Source organism: Vibrio sinus (assembly GCF_023634645.1).
Lineage (GTDB): Bacteria > Pseudomonadota > Gammaproteobacteria > Enterobacterales > Vibrionaceae > Vibrio > Vibrio sinus.
Genome location: NZ_JAMKMR010000015.1, coordinates 47,269 through 62,029 on the forward strand (window position 1 = coordinate 47,269; position 14,761 = coordinate 62,029).

Genomic DNA, 14,761 nt, shown 5'->3' on the forward strand with positions numbered 1-14,761 from the left:
ACCTATGTAATTGGAGTTTTACACAGTGTAAAGTCTGAGTTTGACATAAGCGTCTTTGCCAGCGGTGTCATTGAGAGCGGCTTGGTATGATTTCTTGTGTAGAAGACAAAATAAATATCAAAATACCTCTTTATGAGGTAGTTCAAATTATGTAGAATGCGCGCCATTACAATGACGAAAACGTTTGCTTTCGATCTTTTTGTGCATATTCGAGTACATTTTTAGTCAGGAGATACAGATGCTAAAGCGTGATATGAATATCGCGAATTACGACGCGGAGCTATTTGCAGCTATCCAAGAAGAAACTCTTCGCCAAGAAGAGCATATTGAACTCATCGCCTCTGAAAACTACACAAGCCCTCGTGTAATGGAAGCTCAAGGTTCTCAATTAACCAACAAATACGCAGAAGGTTATCCTGGCAAGCGCTACTACGGTGGTTGTGAGTATGTAGACAAAGCGGAATCCTTGGCAATCGACCGTGCTTGTCAGCTGTTTGGTTGTGAATATGCGAATGTACAACCACATTCTGGCTCTCAAGCTAACAGCGCGGTGTACATGGCATTGTTGAACCCAGGTGATACAGTACTAGGAATGAGCTTGGCTCACGGCGGCCATCTTACTCATGGTTCACCAGTTAACTTTTCGGGCAAGCACTACAACGTTATCCCTTATGGCATCGATGAAGCGGGTCAGATTAACTATGACGAGATGGAGCAGCTAGCGCTTGAGCACAAACCGAAAATGATCATCGGTGGCTTCTCTGCTTACTCTCAAGTGGTGGATTGGGCGCGCATGCGTGAAATTGCCGATAAGGTGGATGCGTTCCTATTCGTGGACATGGCTCACGTCGCGGGTTTAATTGCCGCTGGTGTTTATCCAACGCCAGTGCCTCACGCGCATGTGGTAACCACAACGACACACAAAACACTGGCGGGTCCACGTGGTGGTTTAATCCTATCTAACGCCGGCGAAGACATGTATAAGAAGCTAAATTCTGCCGTCTTCCCAGGTGGACAGGGGGGCCCACTAATGCATGTTATCGCAGCAAAAGCGGTGGCATTTAAAGAGGCAATGGAGCCTGAATTCAAAGACTACCAAACGCGTGTTGTTGAAAATGCCAAAGCCATGGTGGCTCAGTTCCAAGATCGCGGTTATAAGATCGTATCAAACTCAACAGAAAACCACTTGTTCCTGGTCGATTTGATTGATAAAGGTATCACGGGCAAAGAAGCGGATGCTGCCCTTGGCTCAGCCAACATTACCGTGAACAAAAACTCGGTACCGAACGATCCACGCAGTCCATTTGTCACATCTGGTATTCGTGTAGGTACGCCTGCCATTACTCGTCGCGGTTTTTCAGTAAACGATGCCAAAGAGCTCGCGAACTGGATGTGCGATGTTTTAGATAATGCTAATGACGCAAAAGTGATTGAGGCAACAAAAGCAAAAGTCCTAGAAATTTGTAAACGTCTGCCTGTTTACGCGTAATATTCGCTTATATTGTGAAAGGCGAGCAATGGAGTTGCTCGCCTTTTCTTATTTGTGTTATCCGCATTGACTTCTTAGGCTTTCAATGCATTTTTCTTAGCTCTTGATTCTGCTGAAGGAAGCAAAACAGGGATAATGCAGACTAATACAGTACCGCCAATTAAAATGAGTTCGTAGGCTGTTTTACTCATGATAGTAATTTGCGAAGGTGGCAAGAATCCTAGTATCAGTACGAACAGACAAGTAATGATACCAATGCCGCCCACGATGCTTGCTCCAACAATGCCACCAGGAATAGAGTAGCCTCTTGGCACATCAGGTTTGGAGACTTTGAGCTTGATTAACGCGGCAAACAAAAACATATAGAATATGACCGAGAGCTGAGCTGTCATTGCAGACAGTAGCCAGTACGATGCGTTGAACCCAGGGAAGTAAAGGAACAACATAGCAAGGAGAGTAAAGATAACTCCCTGCACCATTAGAATAGCGATTGGTGCACCATTTTTCGTGCTTTTGGCCAAAAACTTTGGTGCGCTGCCATCTTCACTGGCTTGGCGAATACACTTGCCCGGGCCCAAAATCCAAGCAGAGACCCCAGAAAAGCCGCCAAGAATGATGCATCCCATAATGATGGGCATCATCCATGACATCTTGTAGCTGGCAAAGAAAATCGAAAACGAGGTGATTACTGCAGAAGATAAATTGATTTTATCTTGAGGAATCACAATAGCGACTGCTAGCGAGCCAAGGATTGAGCAAAATAGGATAAGAACCGTAGAGTACAGTAGAGCTTTTGGGTAATCTTTTTTTGGGTTTTCAACATCTTGAGCGTGAATGGCTGACATTTCCATACCCACTAGGCCAAACAGCATGCCAGAAAGAATGGCGAGATTATTAAGGCTACTCAGATCGGGGAGCGCATTGTGCCAACCAAGGTTAATCGCGATGGGTTTGCCTGCCACTACCCAACCAATGGCTAACACGATAATCAGTAGCATAGGCAAGATAGTGCCGAAAATAGAGCCAAGAGTGCTGATAAAACCAGATACTTTCATGCCGAAACAATTGGCCAGTGTTGCAAGCCAGAACATGATGGTTATCGCAATGAAAATCATGCTTTTATCTGTCGCAAGGCTTGGGTTAATAATGTAGAAAAGCGTTGATGCCAAGAAAGATAAGATGGTGGGGAACCAGATGATGTTATATAGCCAAAGTATCCATGCCACGATAAAGGCAGCTTTTTTGCCAAATGCTTCTCGAACCCACACATAAATACCACCATTTTTTGGCCAACCAGTCGACATGTCTGCGGCCGCTAATGCACTTGGAATCATGAAAAACAGTGCACCTGCAATATAGTAAAAAACCAGTGAGAGGCCGTACTCAGCGCTGATGGGGAGTGAGCGCAAACTATCAACTGCGATCACGTTGATCATGACAAGGGAAAAAACACTGAGCGCTTTTTTATTTTTACGATTTGTAATCATGTAATCACTACCACTAAGGTTTGGCCACTCTAGGCTAAAGTCGGCTTGCGCCATTCATTCCGTGATTTGCTTAATTAAAATATTGTTGATCTTGAAGATGTTGTGTCTGCTTAAAACTAACTAGGATTTTTGCTCTGTGTGCAGATGCTCGGTACGATTCAGTAGCAGTTCGTAGCCACCGTCACCATAGTTTAGCGCTCGGGCGACGCGCCCAACGGTTGTAACACTCACTCCAGTTTTGGCTGAAATTTCACGATAAGACATGTCTTGCTTGAGGTATATCGCAATGCGCCATCTTTCCGCCATGCCATGGATTTCTTGCGGAGTACAAAGGTCAGCGAAAAATAGTTTGGCTTCTTCTGCAGATTGTAATTGGGTGATAGCGGTGTACAGCTCATCTGCCAGTTTGTCGGTTTCTTTCACTATTTTAAATGCCGTCTGTTTTACTGTGTTAGTATGGTAATACAGCGCGGTGATATAGACAACAACTTTCTCCTTACCTAGACAGACCGACTAAAGACTAATGTTGAATGAATGGTCGGTAATTAGTTGTTTAAAAGGGAATTTGAGGGTAAATAAAGAGTGAGGCTGAATAGTAAATTATTTTCTCAGCAATATAGAAAGTAGAGAAAGATGCTAGCTGGTTAGCTATGAATGCTAACCAGAGTCATAGATTGAATCAGTGTGGGAATTATTTGTTTATGCTTAACAAAGTGCCTGATTTACAGCTAAAGGTGTAATATTTACGGCTTTCGTTAAACTTGCCTAACCCTTCACCGTCACAGTATTCAACGTTAATGTCTTTCATGACGACCAAGGTTTGTTCGCTTTTAAGGGCAAACTTAGAACCATCGGAACAAATTATTCTCACTCTGCCGTCTTCACTCACAGAATACACATCGACTTTGGTATTGCACAGCTCAAAAGAGGCTTCACGATAGTTGTCTTGTTGGGTGTTAGAGGCACACCCAGCGAGTAGCGCTGAGAAGATGACGGCGAAAAATCCAATTCGTTTCATCGCTAATCCTTAGCTTATGTTTTGTAGGTTATGTTTAGCTTAGCGTATAGAACAATATGAATATATTCAAGGCGCGAGGGTGGCAATTTAAACTTTTTTGAACTGAAGAAGCCACGAATGTGGCTTCTGTGAGGTGTCTGTTAACTGAGTTTACTTTACTAAAAGCAAGCTGGCTTACTTGATTTCAACACCTTTGGCTTGTAAATCAGCGTGGTATGAAGAGCGCACAAATGGGCCACACGCTGCGTGAGTAAAGCCAAGATCTAAGGCAATTTGCTTTAATTCTTCAAACTCAGCAGGTGGTACGTAGCGTTCAACGGGCAAGTGGTGTCGGCTTGGTGCAAGATATTGTCCGAGGGTCAGCATAGTGACACCGTGTTCACGCAAATCTTTTAGCACTTCGACGATTTCTTCTTTTGTTTCGCCCAGTCCCATCATTAACCCAGACTTAGTCGGTACATCTGGATGCTGTTCTTTAAACTTCTTCAACAGTTGCAGTGACCATTTGTAGTTGGCACCGGGTCTTGCTTTACGATACAAGCGTGGTGCCGTTTCCAAGTTGTGGTTAAAGACATCTGGTGGGTTGTCTTTTAACAGCTCAAGTGCCGTATCCATCCGACCACGAAAATCTGGGACTAAGGTTTCAATACGAATCTCAGGGTTTAGTTCACGAATGGCTTTATTACAGTCAGCAAAATGCTCAGCACCGCCATCCCTTAAATCGTCACGGTCCACAGAGGTGATAACGACATACTTAAGCTTCATATCTTTGATGGTTTGAGCCAGTTTTTGTGGCTCTCCCTGTTCTACAGGAAGTGGACGGCCATGAGCAACATCACAGAAAGGGCAGCGCCTTGTACAAATTGCACCCAAGATCATAAAGGTTGCCGTTCCGTGATTAAAACACTCGGCAAGGTTTGGGCAAGAAGCTTCTTCACATACAGAGTGAAGGTTATTTTTACGCATTGCAGATTTAATATCTTGAATACGTTGGCTATCTGCTGGAAGTTTAATTTTCATCCATTCCGGCTTACGAAGAATTTCTTTTTGCTCTACTGGCATATTCTTAGTTGGAATGAGAGCCATTTTATCGGCGTCGCGGTATTTAACGCCTTTTTCCATCTGGATTGGTTTACTCATGATTAACTGCTTCTGTAATAAATTCAATGTGCTCGTAGTTGAGCAATGATACGAGCTCTTGTATTAGCTGTTGCTCGACAGCTTCTAACGAATCTGGGCCATTAAGTTGGCTTACTTGAACCATTTCCATTCCTTCATAACCACAGGGGTTAATTCTTTGAAAAGGAGAAAGGTCCATGTTGACATTTAGAGCAAGACCATGAAATGAACAGCCTTTGCGGATGCGTAGCCCCAATGAACAAATTTTCTTATTGTCGACGTAAACACCAGGGGCGTCGGGTCGTGCACTAGAGGCGATATTATAAGACTTAAGCGTATTAATTACGATGTTTTCAATATGAGTCACTAAGTCTCTGACACCTAACTTCTTTCGTCTTAGGTTAATTAAAAAGTAAGCGACAAGTTGTCCAGGCCCATGGTAGGTTACCTGACCGCCACGATCACTTTGAACAACAGGAATATCACCTGGAGAAAGCAGATGCTCCGCTTTTCCCGCCTGGCCTTGAGTAAAGACTGGATTATGCTCAACTAACCATATTTCATCCAAACTATCTTCATTACGATTGTCGGTGAACTCGTGCATTGCTTGCCATACGGGAAGGTAGTCTTGCCTGCCGAGTTTTTTCACAATAAGTTGGTCTTGCATACTCTTACCAATAAGACAATAGAGATCGCATATTATACCCAAGTAACCTAAAGATGCGAGTTTCTACGTGGAGGATCAACCTAGACAACGTCTTACATACAGTTTATAAGATGGTGCATTGGCACTTGGGGCATTGGCTTCGACTGCGGGATCGAGAACCATCGCTCAGTCGCTGATATCCATTTCTTGAGGTTGTACTCGATTGGCTTGCTAGAATGGCCGCCGGGTTGTTAAAGCCAATTGTTGTCAGCGGATTAAACGAATAGACAATGTCATTTGTTCTCACCATCACAATGCTTTCATTTTGCTTTAAATCGAACGTTGCGAATGAACATTGTGGGTTAAATTCATTGATTAGCCTGGTAAGCCTTTCTGTATCTTTCATACAACGTCTGCTGTTTTTTGCTCCGTAATCCGTCGCTGGGTAAAATAGATAAGCGGCAAGAGGAATGGGTGACTCGGCTTGCTGATACCTTGATGATGATCTAAAGGTATTTCGAATATCCTTGACCACTGTTTGGCCAACGCTTCCGGTATTAATATGATAAGCAAATACGCCTGTGTCACAAGTTACGATAAATGCAGAGCATGACATGAGATCGGTCATATCAATGTTGGATGATATTAAGCGTTGATAAGTGAGAAAACCAAACTGACCAGCGTCTAAGTGCATGACTAATTAACCTATTGTTATTAAATGAATAATTCTATCATTTTGGATGTTTTAATTGTGTTAGTAGAATATTTTATTTTCTGATGCATAGGTGTTTATTTTTATATGGAAAGCGCTTATCCCTTAAAGGAAACGTGATATTTTGCTATGAAATAGAATGAATTTCGTGAATGAACAAAAAGTGGCAATAAAAAACCCACTGTAGAAAGTGGGTTTTTCGTAAACTGGAATGACAATACTAAGCGCTTAGCTTTAGAGTACCATACGGACAATATCAATCTCACCAAGCTCTTTGTACAAGGTTTCTACTTGCTCAATAGAGGTTGCCGTAATATTCACTGATACTGAGTGATAGTTGCCTTTAGCACTTGGCTTAAGCGTTGGGCTATAGCTGCCTGGTGCATGACGTTGGATAACTTCTAAGACCTTTTCTGTGAGATCAGGCTTTGCGTGCCCCATCACTTTGTAGGTAAACGAGCAAGGAAACTCGAGTAAGTCTTTTAATTTAGCGTCTGAATTAATGTTTAACATTATAGAGGCTCCAACAATATCAGTAATAGCAAGGGTGGCAATAGTACTGCTAAACGCCCTCAAGCTCAAGGGGGAGATAACGGCTAAAACAGCCCTTTAAGAAATAGTACGATGTGGTCCCACAGTCGACTAAAGAATCCGCCTTGTTGGACATTATCCAATGCCACCAATGGGTATTGGGCAATATCTTTGCCATTTAGCTGATAAAAGAGTTTGCCGACCACTTCACCTTTTTTCAAAGGGGCTTCCAGCGCCTTTTCTAGAACAAAACTGGCGGTGAGGTTTTTCGCATCTCCTCTTGGCAAGGTCACGAAGGTGTTTTCGTTGACACCAAGATCAACGGTGTCTTTATCTCCCATCCACACTTTATCCTTGATAAAGGTTTCTCCAGCTTTATGCGGCTCGACGGTTTCAAAAAAACGAAACCCGTAGGTTAGAAGCTTTTTACTTTCTGCAACACGAGCATTGGCACTTTTGGCCCCCATGACGACGCTGATTAAACGCATGCCGCCTTGGGTCGCGGATGTCACTAAATTGTATCCAGCATTATTCGTGTGGCCAGTTTTGATGCCGTCGACATTTAAGCTGGTGTCCCACAACAAACTGTTGCGGTTATATTGGGTGATCCCGTTGTAGGTGAACTTTTTCTGCGCGTAGATTTTATACTCATCTGGTACGTCACGAATCAGTGCCTGTGCCAACAGCGCCATATCGTAGGGAGTGGTATACAGATCTGGATTGTCTAAGCCATGAACGTTAGTGAAGTGTGAATCCTTCATGCCAATTTTTTGTGCCCAAGAGTTCATTAAATCAACGAACGCACCTTGAGATCCTGCAATATACTGAGCCATAGCCACACATGCATCGTTTCCTGAGTCTATGATGATGCCTTTATTGAGATCGGCGACGGACACTTTCGTTCCGACCTCAATGAACATTTTCGAAGAGTCAGGAAAGTTTTTCGCCCACGCGTCTTTGCTGATGGTCACTTGATCCGTTCGGTGAATATTACCGTGCTTGATTTCTTGTCCAATCACGTAGCTTGTTAACATCTTGGTTAAACTGGCTGGGTGCAACTTGAGGTTCATGTTGCTTTCGGCTAGTACTTTTCCAGAGTTGTAATCCATCAGTACATAGCCTTTTGCAGCGATGTCGGGTGCATCGGGAATGATGACAGGGGCTGCGTAGCTTGGAAAAATAGCAAAAGTCGCGACAAAAATGGCGACCAAAGAAGGTAATAGATGAGTGAGAGTATATTTTTTCATGTCAGTACAATTATTTTTCACATCCAAGTAATCGACAAAGTCGGTTGTCCTAGTTGTACAACTTCGAAAGATGAACTGGCCTTAACGAGTCATCGTTTGTTTTCTAATAAATGCGGTTGAGTAACCCAGTGTTTTTACTTTACTTAACGCCTTTTGTGTTGATGAGTAATCCTTGAATGGACCTAAATATATGCGATAAACGCCTTTATTGCTATTGATGTAGCTGCCAACAGACAGTTTATCGCTCAGGTTTTTCGCTAAACTTTTTGAGCGCCCTTCGTTACTAGAAGAAGCAACTTGGATTGCATAAGTGGGCAGCGACGCCGTTTTATGCTTTTCTGTTGGCCGAGCGACACTAATAAACTTGATTTCTACATTTGCCGTGCCCGTTTTTATCACACCCAGCTTGCTTGCGGCGGCATAGCTTAAGTCGATGATACGGCCTTGATGAAATGGCCCTCGGTCATTGACGCGAACAATTGCTGTTTTACCATTGTCTAGGTTTCTGACTTCAACATAACATGGAATCGGCAAGGTTTTGTGGGCTGCTGTCATAGAATACATATCATATACCTCACCATTGGAGGTCTTATGCCCATGAAACTTTTTCCCATACCAAGAAGCTTGGCCTTTTTGGGTAAAGCCTTGCGGATCTGTGATGATGTGGTATCGGTGACCTAATACGGTATAGTCCTTGTTACCAGACACGCTGTACGGTTCATATTGCGGAACCGCATTTTCAATATGTGATGTGGATATGGGTTGTTTAGGTGCGACATCATTTGACATACTGTAGCGACCGGATGAGGAACATCCGGACAAGATAGTGCCAACAGCGAGCAAAGCCATCCAATTTTTATTCATTCGTTAGTTCGCCTTCGAGAATGCTTTTCTGTGGGTATGAATGGACATGATCATGCCAAATCCAGCCATAATGGTGAGCATAGAAGTACCACCATAGCTAACTAAAGGAAGAGGTACGCCAACAACAGGTAAAATTCCACTTACCATTCCCATATTAACGAACACATAAATAAAGAAACTCAATGTCAGACTTCCTGCCATCATACGACCAAATGCGGTTTGCGAATTGCTCGCCAGATACAAACCGCGCCCGATGACAAAGAGGTAAGCCGCTAGCAGGGCAAGACTTCCTATTAACCCCCATTCTTCAGCAATCACAGCAAAAATAAAGTCAGTGTGCCTTTCTGGGACAAACTCTAGTTGCGACTGGGTACCATGTAGCCAGCCTTTACCCAGAAGGCCACCAGAGCCGATTGCGATTTTACTTTGAATGATGTGATAGCCCGCTCCAAGGGGATCGGACTCTGGATTAAACAGTGTCATTACCCTCAGCTTTTGATAAGGCTTCATTAAGAAAAACCAAAGGACAGGCAGAAAACCGGCCAGTGCAACGCAGGCAGCAGCGATGTATTTCCAACTAATGCCAGCAAGGAAGATAACAAAGATACCAGATGCGGCAATGAGAATGGACGTACCTAAATCTGGTTGCTTAGCGATCAGGACGGTAGGAATGAACACCATGACCAAAGAGATGATAATGGTGAGAAAATTAGGGGGTAACTGACGTTTACCGATGAAACGAGCCACCATAAGAGGCACAGCAATCTTCAGTAATTCCGAAGGCTGAAAGCGAATAAATCCGATATCAAGCCAGCGTTTTGCACCCAAAGAGGTTTCACCAAAGAACAAAACGCCGAATAACAGTAAGATGCCGACGGCATACAGTAGCGGCGCTAACATTTCATAGGTTCTAGGAGGAATTTGTGCAACGGCGATCATAATACCAAAAGAGAGCAGCATACGAACCGCTTGCCTTTCAGTAACTTGCATACTTTGACCACTTGCACTGTACATCACGATGAGTGCAAACCCCATAATTAAGAGCAAGCCAAGTACCAATGGCAGATCAATATGAAACCGCTCTAAAAAGGCTCGGTTTTGACCTGTTGAAGGATCTAGATCCATTACTTCTTTACCTCGTTTTTCTCGCCAACTAGGGCGTAATCAAGAACTTTTCGAACAAAGGAGCCCCCTTGGCTAGAGCCACCCCCGGCGTTTTCAAGCACAACGGTGACAATAAAGCGGGGGTTGTTATAAGGGGCAAAAGCGGTAAATAAAGCGTGATCTCTTAAGTGCTCAGCAATTTCTTCCGCATTGTAGTCTTGGCCTTCGCTCAAACCGAAGACTTGTGCCGTGCCGGACTTTCCTCCACTAATGTATTTGGTATTTTTGAAATAGTGCCGGGCAGTACCTGTTTTACCGTTGTTCACCAACCTCATGCCATCCAAAGTTAGGTTCCAGAAACGTTCAGGTACGTTGTTAATTGAGTTCGGAGAACTCGGGTAATTTTTTAGGATCTGATTGTCGAAACTGTCTCCACTATTGATGGTAGCACGAAGCAAATGTGGCGAAATGACTTTACCGTGATTGACGAGGACAGAGGTCGCCTTGGCGATTTGAATGGGCGTTGCCGTCCAGTAGCCTTGGCCAATCCCAACAGGAATCGTATCACCTTCATACCAAGGTGTTTTATGGCGTAAGCGCTTCCACTCTCTCGTTGGCATGTTGGCCTTGCTTTCTTCGTGTATATCTACTCCAGTGTATTCGCCAAAGCCAAACAGTTTCATCCAGCGCGAAATATCATCGATACCCATATCGTAGGCCACTTGATAAAAGAAGGTATCAACGGATTCCTCAATGGCCTTAGATACGTTGACAACGCCATGGCCCCATCGTTTCCAATCTCGGTAGATTTTTTTTGTCTTAGAATTCGGAATACGCCAATACCCTGGGTCGTTACGCGTGGTATTGGGTGTGATGATTCCTTCTTTTAAAGCGGCAATGGCCATAAAAGGTTTGATGGTGGAAGCCGGCGGATATATCCCCAATGTCGCTCTGTTAACAAGAGGGCGATTTTTATCTTGCAGTAAATCGCGATAATCTCGGCTCGATATTCCTCGAACAAAGGCGTTTGGATCATAGCTTGGACTTGATACCATGGCCAAAATACCATCGTCTTTGGGATCGAGCACAACGGCACTGCCACGTCGCCCTTTAAGGAGCTTATAGACGTACTCTTGAAGCTTAATATCCAGGTTTAAAACGATGTCTTTGCCCGGAATAGGAGGGACATATTTGAGCCTACGAATGATGCGCCCTCGGCTGTTAACCTCAACTTCTTGATATCCAGCAGTACCATGTAGCAAATCTTCGTAGTAGCGTTCTATACCGATTTTGCCAATGAAACGAGAGGCTTGATAGTTAGACTCTTTACCTTCGTTGGCCAGGCGTTGCAGATCTCTGTCATTGATGCGGGACACATAGCCGATGGTATGGGTGAGTACGTCACTATATGGATAAAATCGAGTCAGGCTTGCATTGACTGTTACGCCAGGAAAAGCATGCTGTTTGACTGAAAATATTGCCACTTGTTCTGGTGTTAAGTGAGTGAGGATAGGTATGGATTTAAATCGCCGAGTTTGTCTGAGCTCTTTTTTGAAGTCTTCAACCTGATCGGGTGTGATCACCAAAATCTTACGCAAGCGCGCAATGGTGTCATCCATGTTTTTGACTTCTTCAGGCGTGATTTCGAGATCAAACACAGGCCGGTTTTCGGCTAGAATGACCCCGTTTCTATCGTAGATCAGCCCACGAGTTGGCGCGATAGGTACAATTTGAATTCGGTTGTCATTTGAGCGAGTTTGATAGTCTTGAAAGCCTTTGACTTGCAAACTATAGAGGTTGACGATGAGTAAACCTAGTAGAAACACGATGCCCAAAAATGCAGCCAATGCGCGAAACTTAAATAGTCGTGCTTCTGCTTTATAATCCCTTATTTGACTGCGCTTGCGTAACATAAATACTTATTCTCGATGATACGGGTGATTCGCGGTGATACTCCAAGCTCTATAAAGGCTCTCTGCCATTATCACTCTTACAAGAGGATGAGGAAGAGTCAAAGGTGAGAGTGACCAACTTTGATCTGCCGCAGCTTTACAAGCAGGTGCAAGTCCTTCGGGGCCACCAATGAGAATTGAAACGCTGCGAGCATCCAATTTCCATGCTTCTAGCTGCTCGGCTAATTGTTCTGTGTTCCATCGTTTGCCTGGGATGTCGAGGGTAACAATTCGATTCCCCTTTGGCACGGCTGCCAACATGGCTTCGCCTTCTTTTTGCAAAATTCTTGCAATGTCGGCGTTTTTGCCTCGCTTTCCAGCGGGAATTTCCACCAACTCTAGAGGCATGTCGGCAGGGAAGCGTCGGCGGTATTCTTGAAATCCTTCTTCTACCCACTTGGGCATTTTTGTTCCAACGGCGATGAGCTGAATTTTCATATCAGCCCCAAAGCTTTTCTAGCTGATAGAGTGCTCGCTGTTCATCTTGCATGACATGTAGCATGCTGCTTCCCATATCAACCACCACCCATTCACCTTCTGCTTCACCGTCAATACCGATGGGCTCCATTCCTGCTTTTTTGATCTCTGATGCAACGTGCTCTGCAATGGAGTTGACGTGACGCTTAGAAGTGCCAGTGCATATGATCATATAGTCGGTGACGCTGGATTTACCTTGAACGTCAATGGTGATGATGTTTTGTGCTTTCATGTCATCGGCTTTATCGGCCAAAAACAGGGTAAGTTCGTTTTGTTGCAATGGAAAATCCTTAAATGGTAAAAAGGGATAATATCGTCAAGCAGTATATCATGCTTTTGCGGGTACGAAGGGGAGGTTATCTGCGTCGGTACAAAGCTGAATGGATAGTTGTTGTAGCCAAGCCCATGCGGAAAAATTGAAATCAGTCTTGGATTGCAGCTCAATGAAAGCAAGTGTTTTGACAGCTTGGTTTACTTTTGGTTTTGATAATCGAGCTAAGGCAGCGCTATAGAGTGGTTTCTTTGACTGCCATATTTTATGCTGACTAAATACTTGGTTAAGATTTGATACTTGCAGCGCTTCTAGCATCTTTGCAAGTAAAACGAGTTCTTTTTGTATGGTGCGTAAAAGGATAACTGGCTCAATGCCTTCAGCCTGTAGTTGACTTAAGATTTTTTGGCAACGATTGGCTTTTCCTGCCAGCATGGCATCTATCCAATGAAAGGCATTGAAATGGTTGTGGCGACTTAGCGATGCTCCCAATCGCACCAAATTAAGCTGTCCATCAGGGTAGTTCAGTGCAAGCTTTTCCAAACTCTGAACTAAGGCCGACAGGTTGCCTTCATGCCATTGAGACAGCATTTGTATGGCTTCTGCATCGGGTGATAAGCCTAACTTACGGCAACGTAGCTGAACAAATTGAGGCAGGCGACTGACATCTGGTGACAAGCAAGTCACCCAGCAACCAATGGCATGTAAACTCTTAAACCACTTGCTGTTTTCTTGAGCCTTAGTCAGTTTTCCACCCACGATCACCAAGAGTACGTCTGGGTTGAGCATCTCTTGCAGTGCTATCAACTCTTTGCTGATTGATGCATTAACGCCAGATTCTGGCAGCAATAACTCGACTACTTTTTTGCCGCCAAATAGACTCATCGAGATAAAGCAATCGTGTATCTCTGGCCAATGGGTTGAGTCACTGATGGCAAACTTGAAGTGCTCATCATAACCTTGTTGTTTTGCTTGCTGAGCAATCACTTGTTGCGATTCGGTGATCAGAAGCGGTTCATTACCAAAGATTAAGAAGACAGGCTCAAGCTGTTTGGCTACATGTTCTACGAGCCTGTCGGCAAATACTCTCATTGACTGACCTACTGAGCCGAAGGTTGAGAGTTTGTCTCACTGGTTGTCGTGGTTTGGCCTTCAGCCTGAATTGCCGAATTGGTCTCGCTAGCTGGCACAGATTGTGCTGCGTCTTCACCATCATCAGTCAGCGTCATTGAGCCCGCTCTAATATTGGCTTTGAGTCGGGACATTTGAGTGAGGATGCGCTCCGCTGCGGTCTTTCTCATCTCGTTTTCTAACATGTCGACTTCTACCGATTTCGCTAAAGCGGCTAATGAGTTAGCAAGGTAAGTGCGAGTCACGGTCGTGGTAAAGACTTTCGAGCCAAGGTCAGGGATTGTTACCTGATAGGAGACAGTTATTTTCAATTGCTGTTCAGCCGTTTGAGTATTTTGGTACAGCGATAGCGTTGTGGTTCCGGTGCTTTCACTCATGATATAGAGGTTCGGAATATCTTTTGCTGGTGCTACTAAGTCAACCTTGCTCAAACGCAGTTGGTTTTTCACATCGCGAGTCAGCACACTGTATTGGTCATAACTTGTTACGGACATTTTGCTCAGTTCAGCAGGAACAGAGTAATCACCACGCAGGTGAAAACCACAAGCGGACAGTAAAAGCGCAGAAAATAAGACGGTTACAAATTTAAAATAAGGCTTCAGGCGCATCAGTAATAGACTCTCTTTATGCTGAACGTATTTGTCTTATCACTCTTTTGGTAAAGCTTTAGGCAAAAGTGATAAGACAAATAAACAGGGTGGCTAATTGACCAC

General features: G+C 44.1%; 16 protein-coding genes. 1 reads left to right on the forward strand and 15 read right to left on the reverse strand.

Features of this window, described 5'->3' with window-relative positions; all coding sequences use genetic code 11:
• Positions 1–238: 238 nt before the first annotated feature.
• Entirely contained in the window at positions 239–1,489 is a 1,251-nt protein-coding gene (gene glyA, locus M9194_RS15355; protein WP_250613565.1) for a serine hydroxymethyltransferase, read from the forward strand.
• Between the two features lie 74 nt (positions 1,490–1,563).
• On the opposite strand, the gene M9194_RS15360 is transcribed toward glyA, so the two are convergent.
• From M9194_RS15360 to M9194_RS15430, 15 genes are all read right to left on the reverse strand, one after another.
• Positions 1,564–2,976, reverse strand: coding sequence for an APC family permease (locus M9194_RS15360; protein WP_250613566.1), 1,413 nt, complete (start codon positions 2,974–2,976; stop codon positions 1,564–1,566).
• 120 nt (positions 2,977–3,096) lie between these two features.
• Positions 3,097–3,399 carry a YerC/YecD family TrpR-related protein gene (locus M9194_RS15365; protein ID WP_250613567.1) on the reverse strand — a complete coding sequence of 101 codons (303 nt, stop codon included), beginning with the start codon at positions 3,397–3,399 and terminating at the stop codon, positions 3,097–3,099.
• A gap of 268 nt (positions 3,400–3,667) precedes the next feature.
• A complete protein-coding gene (locus M9194_RS15370) occupies positions 3,668–3,994 on the reverse strand; it encodes a hypothetical protein (protein ID WP_250613568.1) in 327 nt (108 codons plus the stop codon).
• 174 nt (positions 3,995–4,168) lie between these two features.
• Positions 4,169–5,134, reverse strand: coding sequence for a lipoyl synthase (gene lipA, locus M9194_RS15375; protein ID WP_250613569.1), 966 nt, complete (start codon positions 5,132–5,134; stop codon positions 4,169–4,171).
• Positions 5,127–5,780 (reverse strand): lipoyl(octanoyl) transferase LipB, encoded by a 654-nt coding sequence (gene lipB / locus M9194_RS15380; RefSeq protein ID WP_250613570.1) that lies wholly within the window; start codon positions 5,778–5,780, stop codon positions 5,127–5,129. Before lipB ends, lipA begins: the two co-directional genes overlap by 8 nt.
• 103 nt (positions 5,781–5,883) lie before the next feature.
• Positions 5,884–6,453, reverse strand: a complete 570-nt coding sequence (locus M9194_RS15385) for a hypothetical protein (RefSeq protein ID WP_250613571.1) — start codon at positions 6,451–6,453, stop codon at positions 5,884–5,886.
• Between the two features lie 252 nt (positions 6,454–6,705).
• Positions 6,706–6,984: a DUF493 family protein YbeD gene (gene ybeD / locus M9194_RS15390; RefSeq protein ID WP_250613572.1), complete on the reverse strand. Its 279-nt coding sequence runs from the start codon at positions 6,982–6,984 to the stop codon at positions 6,706–6,708.
• Positions 6,985–7,067: 83 nt separating this feature from the next.
• The gene (locus M9194_RS15395) at positions 7,068–8,249 is read right to left on the reverse strand and encodes a serine hydrolase (protein ID WP_250613573.1); all 1,182 of its coding nucleotides are present in this window, start codon (positions 8,247–8,249) and stop codon (positions 7,068–7,070) included.
• A gap of 81 nt (positions 8,250–8,330) precedes the next feature.
• Positions 8,331–9,113 carry a septal ring lytic transglycosylase RlpA family protein gene (locus tag M9194_RS15400; RefSeq protein ID WP_284676609.1) on the reverse strand — a complete coding sequence of 261 codons (783 nt, stop codon included), beginning with the start codon at positions 9,111–9,113 and terminating at the stop codon, positions 8,331–8,333.
• 3 nt (positions 9,114–9,116) lie between these two features.
• Positions 9,117–10,238 carry a rod shape-determining protein RodA gene (gene rodA, locus M9194_RS15405; protein WP_250613574.1) on the reverse strand — a complete coding sequence of 374 codons (1,122 nt, stop codon included), beginning with the start codon at positions 10,236–10,238 and terminating at the stop codon, positions 9,117–9,119.
• Entirely contained in the window at positions 10,238–12,130 is a 1,893-nt protein-coding gene (gene mrdA / locus M9194_RS15410) for a penicillin-binding protein 2 (protein ID WP_250613575.1), read from the reverse strand. Before mrdA ends, rodA begins: the two co-directional genes overlap by 1 nt.
• Before the next feature lie 6 nt (positions 12,131–12,136).
• The gene (gene rlmH / locus M9194_RS15415; protein WP_250613576.1) at positions 12,137–12,607 is read right to left on the reverse strand and encodes a 23S rRNA (pseudouridine(1915)-N(3))-methyltransferase RlmH; all 471 of its coding nucleotides are present in this window, start codon (positions 12,605–12,607) and stop codon (positions 12,137–12,139) included.
• Between the two features lies 1 nt (position 12,608).
• Positions 12,609–12,926: a ribosome silencing factor gene (gene rsfS, locus M9194_RS15420; protein WP_250613577.1), complete on the reverse strand. Its 318-nt coding sequence runs from the start codon at positions 12,924–12,926 to the stop codon at positions 12,609–12,611.
• A 48-nt stretch (positions 12,927–12,974) separates the two neighbouring features.
• Complete coding sequence (gene holA, locus M9194_RS15425; RefSeq protein WP_250613578.1) at positions 12,975–14,009, reverse strand: DNA polymerase III subunit delta; 1,035 nt, start codon at positions 14,007–14,009, stop codon at positions 12,975–12,977.
• A gap of 8 nt (positions 14,010–14,017) precedes the next feature.
• The gene (locus M9194_RS15430) at positions 14,018–14,656 is read right to left on the reverse strand and encodes an LPS-assembly lipoprotein LptE (RefSeq protein WP_250613579.1); all 639 of its coding nucleotides are present in this window, start codon (positions 14,654–14,656) and stop codon (positions 14,018–14,020) included.
• Between the last annotated feature and the right edge of the window lie 105 nt (positions 14,657–14,761).